Annotated in this window: 13 protein-coding genes; 4 read left to right on the top strand and 9 right to left on the bottom strand. The window is 73.5% G+C overall.

All coding sequences use genetic code 11. The annotated features are described in order from the left end of the window. On the top strand, positions 1–1,080 hold a 1,080-nt coding region (locus AB0E96_RS02400), incomplete at its 5' end, for an IS4 family transposase (protein WP_359817509.1). Positions 1,081–1,170: 90 nt separating this feature from the next. Here the strand turns inward: AB0E96_RS02400 and AB0E96_RS02395 are convergent. Continuing rightward, positions 1,171–2,049 (bottom strand): hypothetical protein, encoded by an 879-nt coding sequence (locus AB0E96_RS02395; RefSeq protein ID WP_359817507.1) that lies wholly within the window; start codon positions 2,047–2,049, stop codon positions 1,171–1,173. Between the two features lie 518 nt (positions 2,050–2,567). On the opposite strand from AB0E96_RS02395, the gene sepH reads away from it, so the two are divergent. Continuing rightward, positions 2,568–3,650: a septation protein SepH gene (sepH, locus tag AB0E96_RS02390; protein ID WP_359817505.1), complete on the top strand. Its 1,083-nt coding sequence runs from the start codon at positions 2,568–2,570 to the stop codon at positions 3,648–3,650. Positions 3,651–3,713: 63 nt separating this feature from the next. Here sepH and AB0E96_RS02385 read toward each other — a convergent pair whose 3' ends face one another. After that, positions 3,714–4,592 carry a sulfurtransferase gene (locus AB0E96_RS02385; protein ID WP_359817504.1) on the bottom strand — a complete coding sequence of 293 codons (879 nt, stop codon included), beginning with the start codon at positions 4,590–4,592 and terminating at the stop codon, positions 3,714–3,716. Positions 4,593–4,830: 238 nt separating this feature from the next. On the opposite strand from AB0E96_RS02385, the gene AB0E96_RS02380 reads away from it, so the two are divergent. Continuing rightward, positions 4,831–5,574, top strand: coding sequence for a VOC family protein (locus tag AB0E96_RS02380; RefSeq protein WP_359817519.1), 744 nt, complete (start codon positions 4,831–4,833; stop codon positions 5,572–5,574). A gap of 76 nt (positions 5,575–5,650) precedes the next feature. Here the strand turns inward: AB0E96_RS02380 and AB0E96_RS02375 are convergent, their stop codons facing one another. The 4 genes from AB0E96_RS02375 to AB0E96_RS02360 all read right to left on the bottom strand — a co-directional run bounded on the left by AB0E96_RS02375 (position 5,651) and on the right by AB0E96_RS02360 (position 11,108). After that, positions 5,651–6,307 (bottom strand): thymidine kinase, encoded by a 657-nt coding sequence (locus AB0E96_RS02375; RefSeq protein ID WP_359817502.1) that lies wholly within the window; start codon positions 6,305–6,307, stop codon positions 5,651–5,653. A gap of 61 nt (positions 6,308–6,368) precedes the next feature. After that, positions 6,369–7,556 (bottom strand): nucleotide pyrophosphatase/phosphodiesterase family protein, encoded by a 1,188-nt coding sequence (locus tag AB0E96_RS02370; RefSeq protein ID WP_359817500.1) that lies wholly within the window; start codon positions 7,554–7,556, stop codon positions 6,369–6,371. A gap of 44 nt (positions 7,557–7,600) precedes the next feature. Next, positions 7,601–8,200: a DUF5998 family protein gene (locus tag AB0E96_RS02365; protein WP_359817498.1), complete on the bottom strand. Its 600-nt coding sequence runs from the start codon at positions 8,198–8,200 to the stop codon at positions 7,601–7,603. A gap of 91 nt (positions 8,201–8,291) precedes the next feature. Beyond that, entirely contained in the window at positions 8,292–11,108 is a 2,817-nt protein-coding gene (locus AB0E96_RS02360) for a GNAT family N-acetyltransferase (protein WP_359817496.1), read from the bottom strand. A gap of 228 nt (positions 11,109–11,336) precedes the next feature. Between AB0E96_RS02360 and AB0E96_RS02355 the strand changes: the two genes are divergently transcribed. Beyond that, positions 11,337–11,618 (top strand): HPr family phosphocarrier protein, encoded by a 282-nt coding sequence (locus AB0E96_RS02355; protein WP_359817494.1) that lies wholly within the window; start codon positions 11,337–11,339, stop codon positions 11,616–11,618. A 110-nt stretch (positions 11,619–11,728) separates the two neighbouring features. Here AB0E96_RS02355 and AB0E96_RS02350 read toward each other — a convergent pair whose 3' ends face one another. The 3 genes from AB0E96_RS02350 to AB0E96_RS02340 form a co-directional block, all read right to left on the bottom strand. Continuing rightward, positions 11,729–12,922 carry an RtcB family protein gene (locus AB0E96_RS02350; RefSeq protein ID WP_359817492.1) on the bottom strand — a complete coding sequence of 398 codons (1,194 nt, stop codon included), beginning with the start codon at positions 12,920–12,922 and terminating at the stop codon, positions 11,729–11,731. A gap of 329 nt (positions 12,923–13,251) precedes the next feature. Next, on the bottom strand, positions 13,252–14,616 hold the full coding sequence (locus AB0E96_RS02345; RefSeq protein WP_359817517.1) for a pitrilysin family protein: 1,365 nt from the start codon (positions 14,614–14,616) through the stop codon (positions 13,252–13,254). Positions 14,617–14,636: 20 nt separating this feature from the next. Beyond that, the gene (locus tag AB0E96_RS02340; protein WP_359817490.1) at positions 14,637–15,986 is read right to left on the bottom strand and encodes a pitrilysin family protein; all 1,350 of its coding nucleotides are present in this window, start codon (positions 15,984–15,986) and stop codon (positions 14,637–14,639) included. Positions 15,987–16,269: the final 283 nt, after the last annotated feature.

The following is a 16,269-nucleotide window of genomic DNA, read 5'->3' as shown; positions in this document are numbered from 1 at the left end:
CGGGCCCGACGGCGTCTGGGACCCGAGCCGCTGCGGTTGCTGTTCGCGCGGGTGTGCCGCCCGCTGGCCGTGCCCGAGACCGCTGGCGCCTGGTACCGGGACTGGCGTGTGGTGGCGGTGGACGGCACGACCTTGGACCTGGCGGATACCGAGGCCAACGACGTGTTCTTCGGTCGCCCGGGCACCGGGCGCGGGGCGGGTGCTTTCCCGCAGGTCAGGGTGGTGGGGCTGGCCGAGTGCGGCACCCACGCCGTGTTCGGCGCCGAGGTGGGTCCGCTGTCGGTCAGCGAGCAGACGCTGTCCCGGCGGCTGTTCGCCCGCCTGGAAGCGGGGATGCTGCTGCTGGCCGACCGGGGCTTCTACGGCTTCGAGCTGTGGCAGCAGGCTCGTGCCACCGGGGCGGACCTGCTGTGGCGGGTCCGCAAGAGCGCGAACCTGCCCGTCGTGCGGGCACTGCCGGACGGCTCCTACCTCAGCACCGTCCACGCCGAGCCCGACCGCCGCAGCCGCCGCAACCCGGTGACCGTCCGGGTCGTCGAGTACACCCTGGCCTCCACCGGCGAGGCCGTCGTCTACCGGCTGGTCACCACCCTCCTCGACCCGAAGGAGGCACCGGCCGCCGAGCTGGCCGCGCTCTACGTCCAGCGCTGGGAGATCGAGACCACGCTGGACGAGATCAAGACCCACCAGCGCGGTCCCAGGCTCGTCCTGCGCTCGAAGTACCCGTGGGGTGTCGAGCAGGAGGTCTACGGTCTCCTGCTCGTCCACCACGCCATCCGGCAGTTGATGCACCAGGCCGCCCTGAACGAGGGCCTGGACGTCGACCGGCTCTCGTTCACCCGCAGCCTGCGGGTCGTGCGCCGCCAGGTCCCCGCCCAGGCGGCGCTTTCCCCCCAGCACACTCGCCAGAGCGCTGACCCGCACCCTGGCCGAAATCACCGAACGGCTACTACCCCCGCGTCGTCAACGGACCTGCCCCCGCGTCATCAAACGCAAGATGTCCAACTGGCCCCTCAAACGGGCCCAGCACCGCAACTGGCCACCACCACAACCCGTAGCACCCACCATCACCCCGCGTAGCACCACTTAAAGTCACCGGCATTGCGCCTAGGGCGTGTCTGACAATTGGCGTCGCACGCCCGGCGGGAATTGTCAGACACGCCCTGGGGTCTACCCCTGGGACGTCCCGTCGGCCGGCGGCACCTTCGCCGGTTCCTTCACCTGTTCCCTCGCGGGCTCGTTCGCCGTCGCGTCGTTCGGCGCCGGCGGCTGCGGGGAGGCCCCGCCGGTGGGCTTGCCGCCGCCCGTCGGGGAGGCGCCGGCCGTCGGAGTCACGCTCGGGCCCGCCGAGGGCGAGGCCGTCCCCGCACCGGTGCTCGGCGTGCCGCCCGGCTCCCGGCTCGGCCGGGTGGTCGCCGGAGCCGAGGCCCCGCCGGACGGCACGGTGTCCTGCCCCTGCTTGCCGCCCGGCGACGGCCGGTCCGCCGGGGCGTCCTTCGGCGGGGCGGACTTGGGCGTCACCGAGCCGCCGAAGGACGTGCCGTTGCCGGAGCCGCCCTTGACCGTCGCCGACACCGGCTGCCCGGTGGCCAGTTCGAACGCCAGGATCGGCGTCATCGCCAGCACGAAGACCAGCCCGGACACCGCCGCGTACGTCTTCCAGCCCCACCGCCGACGCGCCCGGACGACCTGCGGTTCGTTCCACTCCGAGGTGATCACCGGCGGCTGCGTCCGCGTCCCGGACGGCTCGGCCTCCACCGGCACCTGGCGCAGGGTGTTGGCGGTCTGGTTCGGCCCCCGGTCCACCGCTTCGCGCAGCTGCTCGCCGGTCCGTTTGAAGATGTGCTGGAACACCGCGCCGCCGGTGGTCGCCCCGATGCTCACCACCGCGGCGCCCAGGATCGTGCCGTACACGCCCAGTTCGGAGGCCAACAGCGCACCCACCACCGTGGCCAGCGCACTCGCCGCGACCTGAGCCACACTCAGATCGATGCGCCTGCGCTCCTCCTTGGCCTTTCCGCCCTCCTCGACGGCGCTCCGCTCCGGCATCAACATCCCTCTGGTCCACGCGACTGTTCTTCGTACAAGAGACTCCATCTTGCCCAAAGAAGGACACAAGGGACGAAAATGCGGTTCTCGGCGCCCGGATTGTGTGAAGATGATCACCGTTCATCCGGCGGCGGTCCGCCATCGGGGGAGCGCGCTCTTGAGATTCCCGTGAATCGCGGGAGACTTGAGCGGCGAGCCGCCCCTCTGGATGCCACGAATGGAGTACTGTTCGTAAAGCCCGAGCCTTGGGTCGACTTGTCGACTACGTCTACACCGGTAGCTTGACGAGGAGCCACGGAGCGGGCACGCACGGCGACGCCCGTCCCGGATCGTCGCGTTCACTGCGCGTGCGAGGACGGCCGGGACACCCAGGCGCGACGTCGACGGATGGCGTGGCAAAAAGGCAACCGTGCCACAGCGGCGTGCACGGGCGTAAGCCCGACACGCCGGGGAACTCAGCAAGGTTGTGGCCAGTCGCGAGTGGGCAGGCCACACTCAGTACGGGAGCAGCGACGCAGGTGACGTCGGCAGGCACCACCCGGGAGGTAACCGTGCCCGAACTGCGGGTTGTGGCCGTCAGCAACGACGGCACACGGCTGGTGCTCAAGGCTGCCGACAGCACGGAGTACACCCTTCCCATCGACGAGCGGTTGCGCGCCGCCATCCGCGGCGACCGGCCGCGCCTCGGCCAGATCGAGATCGAGGTCGAGAGCCACCTGCGCCCCCGGGACATCCAGGCCCGGATACGAGCCGGTGCCTCCGCCGAGGAGGTCGCCCAGGCCGCCGGGATCTCCGTCGACCGCGTCCGCCGCTTCGAGGGCCCTGTGCTCGCCGAACGCGCCTTCATGGCCGAGCGCGCCCGCAAGACCGCCATCCGCCGCAACGGCGAGTCCCCCGGCCCCCAGCTCGGCGAGGCCGTGGCCGAGCGGCTCGCGCTGCGCGGCGCCGAGAAGGACACCGAGCGCTGGGACTCCTGGCGGCGCGACGACGGCACCTGGGAGGTCATCCTCTCCTACCGGGCCGACGGCGAGGGCCGCAGCGCCTCCTGGACGTACGACCCGCCCCGGCGCCTGGTCCAGCCCAACGACGACGAGGCCCGCGCGCTGATCGGCGAGAACGTCGAGCGCGAGGAGGAGTCGGTCTTCCCGTTCATCCCGCGGATCGCGCGGCTCCCCCAGGACCGGCCGCCCCGCCCGATGATCGACCGGCCCTCGGCCGACCGCATCATGTCGGCGCGCGAGGTCCGCGAGTCGCGGGAGGCCACGGCCGAGTCCCGGGACTCGCTGACCAGCCTGCTCGACGTGGTCCCGGCCTTCCGCGGCGACCTCGCCGTCGGCGCCCCCGCCCCGGTCGAGCCGGTGCCCGCCGAGATCTCCGAGGAGGGCGAGGAGTCCGCCGCGGCGGCCGCCGCCCCCGCGGTCGGCGCGGGCTCCGCCTACGCCGACATCCTGATGCCGCGCGCCGTCGCCCCGCACCGCGAGCGCCTGGTCGGCACCACCGACCGGCAGGCCGAGGCCGACGGCGTCCGGCCCGGGCGCCGGGCCACCGTGCCCAGCTGGGACGAGATCGTCTTCGGCAGCCGGCGCAAGAAGCAGGAGTAGCGAACGCCGTGCGCGGAAGGGGCGGGAGGCCGGGCCTCCCGCCCCTTCCGCGCACCCCGGCGATCAGCCCGGCTGTCCGGTGACCGCCACCGGCCGCGCCTCGTCGCTCGACCACTCGCTCCACGAGCCCGGGTACAGCACGGCCGGCAGTCCCGCCACCTCCAGCGCCAGGATCTGGTGCGCCGCCGTCACGCCCGAGCCGCAGTACACCGCCGTCTCCCGCTCCCCCGCGCCCAGCTCCCGGAACCGGGCAGCTAGCTCGGCGGCCGGCCGGAACCGGCCGTCCGGGCCCACGTTCCCGGCCGTCGGCGCCGAGACCGCGCCCGGGATGTGCCCGGCCCGCGGATCCACCGGCTCGGTCTCGCCCCGGTAGCGCTCCCCGGACCGGGCGTCCAGCAGCAGGCCGCCGCGCGCCCAGGCCGCGGCACCGTCCGCGTCCACCGTCGGCAGCTGCCCCGGCACCGGCTCGAAGTCGCCCTCCCCCGGCTCCGGTTGCTCGGCCGTCACCGGCAGCCCGGCCTCCCGCCAGGCCGCGAAGCCGCCGTCCAGCACCCGGACGTCCCGGTGCCCGGCCCAGCGCAGCAGCCACCAGGCCCGGGCCGCCGCCATCGAGGCGGCGCCGTCGTACACCACGACCGGGCGCCCGGCGCTCACCCCGAAGCGGCGCATCGCCGCGCCGAACTCCTCCGGGTCCGGCAACGGGTGGCGCCCGCCCCGGCCCGGGGCCCCGGGCGCGGCCGCGAGGTCCCGGTCCAGCTCGACGAAGTGGGCACCGGGCAGGTGACCGGCCCGGTACTCCTCGGCCGCGGTCGGGCCGCCCGGCGCGGCACCGACCAGCTGGTAGCGCACGTCCAGCAGCACCGGCGGCAGCTCGGAGGCCAGCGCCTCCCGCAGGCCTTCCGCGGAGATCAGCGGGGAACCGTCGTTGTAGGTGGTGGTCATGGCGGCCATTGTCGCGCAGCACGGCCCCGGAGGAAGGGCATCCGGCCCCACCGCGGTCCGACCGGCGGAAACCGACGGAATCCGTCGCGACACGCCCGAACCGCCGCTCTTTGTGGGGTCTTTGCCGGATTTCCCGCGCGGCCCGAGGGTTGGGCGCCCGCCAGGGTGGAAGCATCACCCTCGCGGCGCGAGGATTTCCGTGCGCCAACCACCCACGAGGAGGCCCGCATTGCCCGCGGTGGAACTCCGACTGGCCCAGGGCACGCCCTGCTGGGTCAGCCTGCTGACCGACGACCTGCCAGGCGCCCGCGCCTTCTACGGCGCCCTGCTCGGCTGGACGTACACGCCGGGGCCCGGCCAGCTCGGCGACTACGTCCGGGCCGAGCTCGACGGGGAGCCGGTGGCCGGCCTCGGCGTCTCCACCGCCACCGGCTTCCCGGTGCAGTGGACCACCTACTTCGCCGTGGACGACGCCGACCGCACCGCCCAGCTGGTCCGCGAGTGCGGCGGGACGGTCGCCGTCGGGCCCCTCCAGGCCGAGCGCGCCGGACGGATGGCCATCGCCGCCGACGTCTCCGGCGCGGTCTTCGGCCTCTGGCAGGGCGAGGAGCACCTCGGCCGGGAGGCCGGCCGCGAACCGGGCGCCCCGGCCTGGGCCGAACTGCTCACCCCCGACGCGGAGGGCGCGGCCGCCTTCTACTCCGCCGTGCTCGACCGCCCGGTCCGCTCCGCCGCGGACGAGACCGCGCTGCTGGTGCGGGGGCGGCCGGTCGCCGGCATCCGGCACCGCGCCGAACTGCGCGGCCACCCGCCGCGCTGGCGCACCCACTTCGTGGTCAGCGACGCCGCGCTGACCTCCCGGCACGCCGTCGAACTCGGCGGCCGGGTCCTGGTCGAACCGCACGACACCGCCCGCGGCCGCGCCGCCCGGCTCGCCGACCCGCAGGGCGGGCACTTCTCCGTCCTGGAGGTGCTGCCCTAGGCTCCGGAGGCCCGGCCCCGGGGCCCGGAGGGCGGCACTGAAACCCTGAGGTGCGGCCCCGGAGCCGACCGGGCCCTCAGGCCTGCTGCTCCTCGAAGGGCAGCACGTCCGGGGAGAGCACCGAGGCGCGCGCCGTCGCGGCGGTCATCCGGCGGCGGTGGTGGCGGCGGCACAGCACCTCGTAGCCCACCTCGTCCCGGGCCACCGAGATGTCGCCGATCACCACCTGGGCGCCCTCCACCACCATCACCCCGCCGACCGTCCGGGCGTTGTGGGTGGCCCGCGCGCCGCACCAGCACAGCGCCTCGACCTGGAGCACCTCGACCCGGTCGGCCAGCTCGATCAGCCGCTGCGAGCCGGGGAAAAGCCGGGTGCGGAAGTCGGTGGTGATGCCGAAGGTGTAGACGTCGATGTCCAGTTCGTCCACCACCCGGGCCAGCTGGTCGACCTGCTCGGCGGCGAAGAACTGGGCCTCGTCGCAGATCAGGTAGTCCACCCGGCCGCCGGCCGAGAGCCGGTGCACCACGTGCGCGTGGAAGTCGAAGTCGTCCGTCACCTCGACCGCGTCGGCGCGCAGCCCCAGCCGGCTGGAGATCGTCGCCGCGCCCGCCCGGTCGTTGCGGGTGAGGATCACGCCCTGCCGACCGCGCGCGGTGTGGTTGTGGTCCATCTGCAGCGCCAGCGTCGACTTGCCGCAGTCCATCGTGCCCGAGAAGAACACCAGTTCAGCCATGGGTGGAGCAAGGGCCTTTCACATCAGGGGAGTTCGGGCACAGAAGAGCCGAGCGAGCGGCTCAGCCGCGGGCTTCGAGCAACGGCACGAACTGCTCGACCGGGGTCATCGAACCGTGCAGACCGATCATCGCGGACTCGCCGGGCTCGTTGCGGGAGGCCACGATCGCGATGTCGTCGCGCGCCGCGGCGACGACGTCGCCGATCCGGGCGTACACCCGCTCGTCCACGGCCGGGCCGAACCAGCCCGCCGCGATCGCCTGGTCCCGGGTGGCCACCCACATCCGGTCGCCCAGCACCTCGCTCCAGACCGTGTGCACGTCGGCCGCGGCCCCCGGCACCGCGTACACGTGCCGGGCCCGGCCCTCGCCGCCGAGCAGCGCGACGCCGGCGCCCAGCTCCCAGTCCTCGTCGAAGTCGATCCGGTCCTCCGGAGCGACGTCGATCATGCCGTGGTCGGCCGTGACATACATCGCCGAGCGCGGCGGCAGCTGCGAGGCCAGCCGGCGGGCCAGCCGGTCCACCGCGTCCAGCGTCATCCGCCACTCGTCCGAGTCCACCCCGAAGCGGTGGCCCGCGCCGTCCAGCTCGCTGACGTAGGTGTACACCAGCGCCCGGTCGTGCTCGGCCAGCCAGGAGGCCGCCAGGTCCATCCGCTCCTCGCCGGTGGTGCGGCCGAGGAAGGTGCCGCCGGACAGCGCCACCCTGGTCAGCGGCGTCTGGGCGAACAGCGGGGAGGAGACCTGCGCGGTCGCCACCCCGGCCTGGTGGGCGCGCTCGAACACCGTCGGGTACGGCTGCCAGGCGTGCGGCTCCGTCGGCGGCTGCCAGCGCAGCTGGTTCATCAGGTACCCGGCGCCCGGCACCGCCACCGTGTACCCGGCCAGGCCGTGCAGGCCCGGCGGAGTGCCGGTGCCGACCGAGGCCAGCGAGGTCGCGGTGGTGGACGGGAAACCCGCGGTCAGCGGACGGCCGCTGCCGCCCATCGAACTGCCCACCAGCGAGGACAGGAACGGCGCGTACTCGGGGTGGCGCAGCAGCAGCTCCCAGCCCAGGCCGTCGACCAGGAACACCACCACCCGGTCCGCCGGGGCGATCGGGAGCGTCGCGGTGAACCCGGGGACGCCCAGTCCCGCCGCCACCGAGGGCAGCAGGTCGGACAGCGAGCCGCTGCCGTAGGGAGGCGCGGGGGCCGTGGCCGGGTCAAGGATCTCGAAGGCGTCGTAGCCGTCGGCAGGAACGAAGGACATGGAACCGGATTCGTAGCGGTGCGGTCGGTCGGAAGCGGCGGAGCTCAGACCCGTGGGCTGTTGCTGATCGTCGCGTCGGACAGCGCCCGGGCGAACACCAGCGCCTGGGCCACCGTCTCCGGGCCGTCACCGGCCTCGCTCACCCGCAGGGAGAGGTCGTCGGCCGTCGCCGAACCGGTGTAGCCGTGGTCGGCCTCGCAGTTCGGGTCCGAGCAGCCGGCCGGCTCCAGGTCCAGGCGCTGCACCGCGCCCCAGCCGATCGTCAGCACCACCTCGCGCGGCAGGGTGCCCGGGGTGTACGTCTCCGGGTTCGCCACCATCCGGCTGACCACGACCGAGCCGATCCGGTCCAGCCGGACGCTCTCCGTCGAGGTCGTCGCGAACGGCACCGCCGGGCTGCCCTCCGCCCCGGACTGCTCGTCGGTGTGGCTCACCACGAACCGGGTCGGGGTGAGCACCAGCACCGTCACGTGCCGGCGCACCTCGTTGGCGTCGAAAGTCGTCTCCTGGTGCACCAGGTAGGAGCTGATCGGCTCCGGGCCCACCGCGGACTCGACCGCCTCGGACACCAGGGCCGGGTAGTAGCCGCTGCGCTCGATCGCCGAGCGCAGGTCCTGAGTGGTGGTGGTACCGGTCTTCGCCATATCTCCATCCTGGCATGGTCCGCCGACGAAGCGGGCGGCGCGGCGCCGAGCTTCGGACAACAGCGCCCGGGCAGGGCGCAACCAAGGAAGGTTACAGCGTGCTCATGGCGCGCGGGCCCAGATCGCTGCGGACCGGCAGGGGTGCGACCCGGACCCGCGCCCCCAGGATCGCCAGTCCGTGCGGGGCCACGACCACCGGTTCGAGATCCACCGAGGCGATCTCCGGAACGTCGTCCACCAGTTGCGACACCCGCAGCAGCAGCTCCTCCAGCGCGTCGGTGTCCACCGCCTCGGCGCCGCGCCAGCCGAACAGCAGCGGCGCCGCCCGCACCTCCCGGATCAGCCCGGCGACGTCCTGGTCGGTGGCCGGAACCAGCCGGTGCGCCGTGTCGCCCAGCAGTTCGGCCGGTGCGCCGGCCAGCCCGAAGGACAGGATCGCGCCGACCGCCGGGTCCACCGTCGCGGCGATCACGGTGTCCACGCCGCGCGGCGCCATCCGCTGGACCACCAGTTCGGCCTGCGCGGCGCCGCCGAGCAGCGCGTCCAGCTCCCGGTGGGCACGGCGCAGGACCGCCTCGTCCGGCAGGTCCAGCCGGACGCTGCCCAGGTCGGGGCGGTGGCGCAGGTGCGGGGCGGTCGCCTTGAGGGCCACCGGGTAGCCGAGCGCGGTGGCCGCCTCGACGGCCGTCCGCTCGTCCGGCGCCGGCATCACCGGCGAGACGTCGATCCCGTAGCGGGCCAGCAGCTCCTGCGCCTCGGCCTCGGGCAGGGTGATCCGGGCGCCGCCGGGCTGGGTGCGCGCGGCGACCGCCGCCCGGGTGCTCAGCGCCGCCTCCACCAGCCGGCGGGCGCCGGGCTCGTCGATCCGGTCCAGCTCGGGGACGCGCGCCGTCTCCTCCGCCTCGGCCGTGCCGCGGCGCCACTGCGCGTAGTGCACGGCGTGGGTGAGGGCGTTCACGGCCCGCTCGGGCGCGGCGTACGCGGGGATGCCGCCGGGGCGCAGCCGGGCCGGCAGGTCGGTCAGTGCCAGGTGGGTGAGCAGCAGCGGCTTGCCCAGCTCCCGGGCGCGGAGACCGGCGTCGAGCAGGGCGGCGGCCATCTCCGGGTCGTCCGAGCCCATCGCGGGGTCGTCCTCACCCGTCAGCCGGCCGCCCATGAAGGCGTGGGCGGAGGTGCCGATCGGCGGGATCGCGACGGCGATCACCGCGTCCACGGCCGGGTCGGAGAGCGCCACGTCCAGGGCGATCCGGAAGTTCTCTCCGGTCGCGGCGGTGGTGAGGTCGACGGGTGTGCACGGGCGCAGGCCGGCGCTCAGCAGGGCGTCGTAGGTGAGCAGGCCGAGCGAGTCGGAGTTGCCGACCACGGCCACCCGGTTCCCCGGTGGCAGCGGCTGTTGGGCCAGCAGCTCACCGGTGTCGTACAGCTCGGTGATGGTCGACACCCGGGTGACGCCCGCCTGTTCGAACAGCGCGTCCACGGTGGCGTCGCGCAGGCCGGTGGCGGTGGCGGGGACGGCGTGGCCGGGCGGCAGGCTGCCGGTGTGCCGGGCGCCCTTGACGACCACGACCGGCTTGACGGCGGCCAGCCGGCGGGCGATCCGGGTGAACTTGCGCGGGTTGCCGAAGGACTCCAGGTACAGCAGCACCACCTGGGTCGCCTCGTCCTCCGCCCAGTACTGGAGGAAGTCGTTCCCGGAGACGTCCGAGCGGTTGCCGACCGAGGCGAACGAGGAGACGCCGAGGCCCCGCTTGTGGGCGGACTCCAGCAGGGCCACGCCGATCGCGCCGGACTGGCAGAAGATCCCGAAGCCGCCGCGGCCGGGCAGCCGCGGGGCGAGCGAGGCGTTCAGCGGGCGCTGCGGGTCGGTGTTGATCAGGCCGAAGGCGTTCGGGCCGATCACCCGCATGCCGGCCGCGCGGGCCTGGCGGACCAGGGCGCGCTGCCGGTCCCGGCCCTCCGGACCGGTCTCCGCGTAACCGGCGGTGACCACCACCAGGCCCTGCACCCCGTGGGCGCCGCACTCGGCGACGGCGGCCGGGACGGCGCCCTCGGGGACGGCGATCACCGCGAGGTCCACCGGTCCGGGAATGTCCAGAATCGAACGGTGGACCGGGACGCCGTCCAGCTCGGTGCCGGGCGCGGCGTTGCGGTTCACCGCGTACACCGGGCGGTCGTCCCGGGCGTCGTCCCCCAGCAGGTCGCGCAGGATGGCCCGGCCGACGGTCTGCGGGGTGCGGGAGACCCCGATCACCGCCACCGAGCGCGGGGTCAGCAGCCGTTGCACCGAGCGCGCCTCGGCGCGGTGCTCGCGGGCGCGCATCACGGCGAGCGAGCGGTCGGTCTGTTCGAGGTCGAACTCCAGGTGCACCACGCCGTCGGCGAAGCTGCGGCGCTGGGTGTAGCCGGCGTCGGTGAAGACCTTCACCATCTTGCGGTTCTCCGGCAGCACCTCGGCCTGGAAGCGGCGGATGCCGCGCTCCTGCGCGACCGCCGCGATGTGCTCCAGCAGGGCGGAGGCCACGCCGCGGCCCTGGTGGGCGTCCTGCACCAGGAAGGCGACCTCGGCCTCGGTGCCGGTTTCGGAAGGGCGGCCCTCGGCGTCGATCCGGTCGTAGCGGACGGTGGCGATGAAGCGGTCCCGGACCACCACCGCGAGGCCGACCCGGTTCACGAAGTCGTGGTGGGTGAAGCGGCGGACGTCCCTGTCGGAGAGCCGCGGGTAGGGGGCGAAGAACCGGAAGTACTTGGACTGGTCCGACACCTGCTCGTAGAACTCCACGAGCCGTCCGGCGTCGGCGGGCGTGATCGGCCGGATCCGGGCCGTACCTCCGTCACGCAGCAGGATGTCCGCTTCCCAGTGCTGCGGATAGTCGGGTTGCTCGGGGCTCGCCACCGCGGGGTCTTCCACATTCGTCAGGTTATCCGGCGGCGAGCCGAATGGCGTCTGCCGCGTGCTCACGGCAGGGTGGACAGGGCGATCGACCGGGGTTTATGCCCCGAAAAGAAACAATCACAAGTCCTGAACGCGGCGGTTCCCAGGGGTCGCCTGCGTGCAACACTGGTCTAGACAACATGGCCGCTTCCCCCGCTCCCCCTGAGCACGGCCGTGACCAGCTTCACCGGAAAGGCACGTCTCATGGCTGAGCGCCGCGTCACCATCGGTTGGGCCGAGGGCCTGCACGCCCGTCCCGCCTCCGTCTTCGTCCGGGCCGTCACGGCCACCGGCGTGCCGATCACCATCGCCAAGCCGGGCGGCAACCCGGTCAACGCCGCCTCCATGCTCGGCCTCCTCGGCCTGGGCGCCCAGGGCGGCGACGAGGTCATCCTCGCCTCCGACGCCGAGAACGCCGACGACGCCCTCGACCGCCTGGCCAAGCTCGTCTCCGAGGGCCTCGACGAGCTCCCCGCCGCCGTCTGACGCCTCGCAGCCACCCGATCGGGGTGCCGCCGGATCTCCGGCGGCACCCCGATCGGTTTTCCGGCCGCGCCCGGGCACGGCCGGCCCGGTCAGCCCTTGACGCAGACGACTCAGCCCTTGACGCAGACGACCTGCTTGAGGTGCGCGACCACCTCGACGAGGTCCTTCTGCTGCTCGATGACCTTCTCGATGTTCTTGTAGGCGCCCGGGATCTCGTCCACCACGCCGCCGTCCTTGCGGCACTCCACGCCCTTGGTCTGCTCGACCAGGTCCTGGGTGGTGAAGCGCTTCTTCGCGGCGTTGCGGCTCATCTTGCGGCCGGCCCCGTGCGAGGCGGAGTTGAACGACGCCGCGTTGCCCAGGCCGCGGACGATGTAGGAACCCGTCCCCATCGACCCGGGGATGATCCCGAGGTCCCCGGAGCCGGCCCGGATCGCGCCCTTGCGCGTCACCAGCACGTCGACACCGTCGTACCGCTCCTCCGCCACGTAGTTGTGGTGGCAGCTGATGACCTCGTCGAAGGTGACCTCCGCCTTGGTGAACTCCCGCCGGACGACGCCCTGGAAGAGCGCCATCATCACCGCGCGGTTGTTCTTGGCGTACTCCTGCGCCCAGAAGAGGTCCTGGCGGTAGGCCGCCATCTCCGGGGTCTTCGCCAGGAAGACGGCCAAGTCCTGGTCTATCAGGCCCTGGTTGTGCGGCAGTGAGCGGGCGATGCCCATGTGGTGCTCCGCCAGCTCCTTGCCGATGTTGCGGGAGCCGGAGTGCAGCATCAACCAGACCGCGCCGGTCGTATCAATGCACAGTTCTATGAAGTGATTTCCTCCGCCGAGCGTGGCCATCTGCTGCATCGCCCGCTCGCGGCGCCACTTGACGTCCTCCGCGATGCCGTCGAAGCGCTGCCAGAAGTCGTCCCAACCCGCCGCCCGGAAGCCGTACAGCCCGGCCGGGTCGACCGGGTCGGTGTGCAGGCCGCGGCCGACCGGGATCGCCCGCTCGATCTCGCGGCGCAGGCCGGAGAGGTCGTCCGGGAGGTCCTCGGCGGTGAGCGAGGTCTTCACCGCGCTCATCCCGCAGCCGATGTCGACGCCGACCGCCGCCGGGCAGACGGCGTCCTTCATGGCGATGACGGAGCCGACGGTGGCGCCCTTGCCCAGGTGGACGTCGGGCATCACGGCGAGGCCGTGCAGCCACGGCAGGGAACTGATGTTGCGCAGCTGCTGGAGGGCCTGGCCCTCGACCGTCGCGGGGTCGGTCCACATCCGGATCGGCACCCGGACGCCGGGCACCTCGGTGTACGTCATGGTCGATCGACCTCCAGAGGTCGGGAAGTTCACGTGAGGAAGCTGCCGCGCGAGGAATCCCGGCGCGGCTCGGGGAAGTTCAGGAGGAAGCGCTCAGGCGCTCAGGCGCCCGGGGCGACGGCACAGGGGGAATACGGCCTTGGGGAGCGTCGTCGTATGAATCGCTCGACCCGCATGGTGACCGCCTCCCTTCCCTCGTCGCAGTTCGCACGTACCGTGCGCCGGGGAACATCTATCCATGGAACGCGTACGGCCCGCAACGGATTTAACAACGCGTCCGGCCCGGCGGAGCGGGTGCTCCACCGGGCCGGACGGACCCTCGGCAGGCGTCAGCCGACGACGGTGACCTCGCCGATGCCGAGCGCCCGCACGTCGTCCCCGATCACGGCGGCGTCACCGACCAGGACGGCGACCAGGCGGTCCGGCGGGAAGGCCGCGACGACCGCTGCGGTGGCCGCGGCGGTGGGCAGTTCGGCGAGCTGCCGGTAGACCTCGGCCTGGTAGTCGTCCGGCAGGTACTGCTCGACCTGGTCCGCCAGGGTGCCGGCGACCGAACCCGCGGTCTCGTACTTCAGCGGGGCGACGCCGACCAGGAACTGCACGGCCTCGTCGCGCTCGGCGTCGGTGAGGCCCTCGGCGGCGAGGGTGCGCAGGATGGTCCAGGTGTCGGCCAGCGCGGGGGCGGTGGAGGCGGTGTCCACCGAGCCGCTGATGGCGAGCATCGCCCGTCCGCTGCCGTCGGCGGCCGAGCGCAGCGGCTGCGCGAAGGCCCGCACGCCGTAGGTGTAGCCCTTCTCCTCGCGCAGGACGCGGTCGAGGCGGGAGGTGAGGGTGCCGCCGAGGCAGTAGGTGCCGAGGATCTGGGCGGCCCAGAGCGGGTCGTGGCGGTCGGGCCCGATCCGGCCGATCAGCAGCTGGGTCTGGACGGAGCCGGGGCGGTCCACGATGACGACGCGGCCGCGGTCGTCGCCGGTGACCGGCGCGTGGACGGACGGCTCGGCCGCCGTCCCGGTCCAGGCGCCGAGCGTGCTCTCCAGCAGCGCGGGCAGGTCGACGCCGGTGAGGTCGCCGACCACCACCACGGTGCTGGTCGCGGGACGCACGTGGGCGTCGTAGAAGGCCTTGACGGCCGCGCGGTCGATCGACTTGACGGTGTCGGCGGTGCCGGCGCGCGGCCGGGAGAGCCGGTCGGCGGCGTCGAAGAGCTCGGCGTACAGGGCCTTGGCGGCGCGCCGGGCGGGGTTGGCCTGCTCGTGGACGATCTCGTCCAGCCGGTTGGCGACCAGGCGCTCGATCTCCGCCTCGGGCAGGGCGGGAGCGCGCAGGGCGTCCGCGAGCAGGGCCAGACCGCGCTGGAGCCGGGAGGCGGGGACCTCCAGGGAGATCCGGATGCACGGGTGGTCGGCGTGGGCGTCGAGGGTCGCGCCGGCCCGCTCCAGCTCCGCGGCGAACTCCTCGGCGCTGAGGGTGTCGGTACCCTCGCTGAAGGCCCGGGCGAGGATGCCGGCGATGCCGTCGAGGCCCTCCGGCTCGGCGGCGAGCGGGGCGTCGAGCAGGACCTCGACGGCGACCAGCTGCTGGCCGGGCCGGTGGCAGTGCAGCACGGTGACGCCGTTGCCGAGGGCGGCCCGCTCGGGGGCGGGGAAGTCCCACGGGCTGGGCGTGCCCGGCCGGGGCTGCGGGTGGAAGGTCATGGCGGGGACGTAGTCGGTGCTCATACGGCGGCACCCTCCTCTTCGGAAGCGGCGTCGGAGTCGGCGTCGGTCTCGGCGGCGGCGGTCGGCTCGTAGGCGAGGACGGCCCGGTTGTCGGGGTGGATCCGGGCCTTGGCGACGGCCTGGACCTCCTCGGCGGTCACGTCGAGGACCTTGGGGAGGGCGTCGTTGAGCAGCTTGGGGTCGCCGAACAGGACGGCGTAGCGGCACAGTTCGTCGGCCCGGCCGGCGACGGTGGTGAGCCGGTCGAGCCACTCACGCTCGATCTGGGCCTGCGCGCGTTCGAGCTCCTCGGCGGTGGGGCCCTCGGCGGCGAAGCGGGCGAGCTCCTCGTCGACGGCGGTGCCGATCTGCTCGATGGTGGCGTCACCGGAGGTCTTCACGTCGAGCCAGCCCAGGCTGGGGGCGCCGGCCAGCCGCAGCAGGCCGAAGCCGGCGGCGACGGCGGTGCGGTCGCGGCGCACCAGCCGGTTGTAGAGACGGCTGGACTCTCCGCTGCCGAGGATGGTGAGCGCGAGGTCGGCGGCGTCGGCCTCGCGGGTGCCGTCGTGCGGCAGGCGGTAGGCCGCCATCAGGGCGCGGGAGGGGACGTCCTCGTGGATCTCCTCGCGGATCTCCCGGCCGATGGTCTCGGGGAGTTCGCCCGAGCGCGGGGGCTGCTTGCCGTCGTGCGCCGGGATGGAGCCGAAGTACTTCTCGACCCAGGCGACGGTCTGCTCGGGGTCGATGTCGCCGACGATGGAGAGGACGGCGTTGTTGGGCGCGTAGTACGTCCGGAAGAACGTGCGGGCGTCCTCCAGGGTGGCCGCGTCGAGGTCGGCCATCGACCCGATCGGGGTGTGGTGGTACGGGTGGCCGTCGGGGAACGACAGGGCCGTGAGCTTCTCGAAGGCGGTGCCGTACGGGACGTTGTCGTAGCGCTGGCGGCGCTCGTTCTTGACGACGTCGCGCTGGTTCTCCATGGACGTCTCGTCGAGCGCGGAGAGCAGCGAGCCCATCCGGTCGGCCTCCAGCCAGAGGGCGAGCTCCAGCTGGTGGGCGGGCATGGTCTCGAAGTAGTTGGTGCGCTCGAAGCTGGTGGTGCCGTTGAGCGAGCCGCCGGCGCCCTGGACGAGCTCGAAGTGCCCGTTGTTGGAGACGTTGGCCGAGCCCTGGAACATCAGGTGCTCGAAGAGGTGGGCGAGGCCGGTGCGGCCCTTGACCTCGTGCCGGGAGCCCACGTCGTACCAGAGGCAGACGGCGGCGACCGGGGTCAGGTGGTCCTCGGAGAGGACGACACGCAGGCCGTTGGCCAGGCGGTGCTCGGTGATGGCGATGCCTCGGCTGGAGGCGGGGGCCGGGTTGGCCATGCGCTCGGGTCCTTCCCGTCGTCGATGTCGGGGTTCGTGTGGCGTCCCCCATTGTGGTGCAACGTCCGGGAGCCGCGTTCGTGTCCGCGCGGACGGGGGCGTTCGCCAGGGGCGGAAGAGGGCCGCTGACCGGGACTGTCGGCGCGAGGGTCCACAATGGGGGCGCCGCGCCCTGTCGACGGCGCCCGGTTGACGGGTCCGGTGGCAGGAGGGCGCGGAGACGGCCGACGACCGCCCCCGGCGGTTCGGCGTCCGACCGAGACACAGCCAGCGACACGTAAGG

Source organism: Kitasatospora sp. NPDC036755 (assembly GCF_040636595.1).
Lineage (GTDB): Bacteria > Actinomycetota > Actinomycetes > Streptomycetales > Streptomycetaceae > Kitasatospora.
The sequence above is the reverse complement of the archived record's forward strand: the minus strand, read 5'-3'. Positions and strand labels throughout refer to the sequence as shown.

Coding starts and splice junctions, on each gene's coding strand:
- AB0E96_RS02395 (WP_359817507.1), bottom strand. CDS start 2,049: ATGCCGGAGCGGAGCGCCGTCGAGGAGGGCGGAAAGGCCAAGGAGGAG.
- AB0E96_RS02375 (WP_359817502.1), bottom strand. CDS start 6,307: ATGGCTGAACTGGTGTTCTTCTCGGGCACGATGGACTGCGGCAAGTCG.
- AB0E96_RS02350 (WP_359817492.1), bottom strand. CDS start 12,922: ATGACGTACACCGAGGTGCCCGGCGTCCGGGTGCCGATCCGGATGTGG.
- AB0E96_RS02345 (WP_359817517.1), bottom strand. CDS start 14,616: ATGACCTTCCACCCGCAGCCCCGGCCGGGCACGCCCAGCCCGTGGGAC.
- AB0E96_RS02365 (WP_359817498.1), bottom strand. CDS start 8,200: ATGGCGAAGACCGGTACCACCACCACTCAGGACCTGCGCTCGGCGATC.
- AB0E96_RS02355 (WP_359817494.1), top strand. CDS start 11,337: ATGGCTGAGCGCCGCGTCACCATCGGTTGGGCCGAGGGCCTGCACGCC.
- AB0E96_RS02370 (WP_359817500.1), bottom strand. CDS start 7,556: ATGTCCTTCGTTCCTGCCGACGGCTACGACGCCTTCGAGATCCTTGAC.
- AB0E96_RS02385 (WP_359817504.1), bottom strand. CDS start 4,592: ATGACCACCACCTACAACGACGGTTCCCCGCTGATCTCCGCGGAAGGC.
- AB0E96_RS02340 (WP_359817490.1), bottom strand. CDS start 15,986: ATGGCCAACCCGGCCCCCGCCTCCAGCCGAGGCATCGCCATCACCGAG.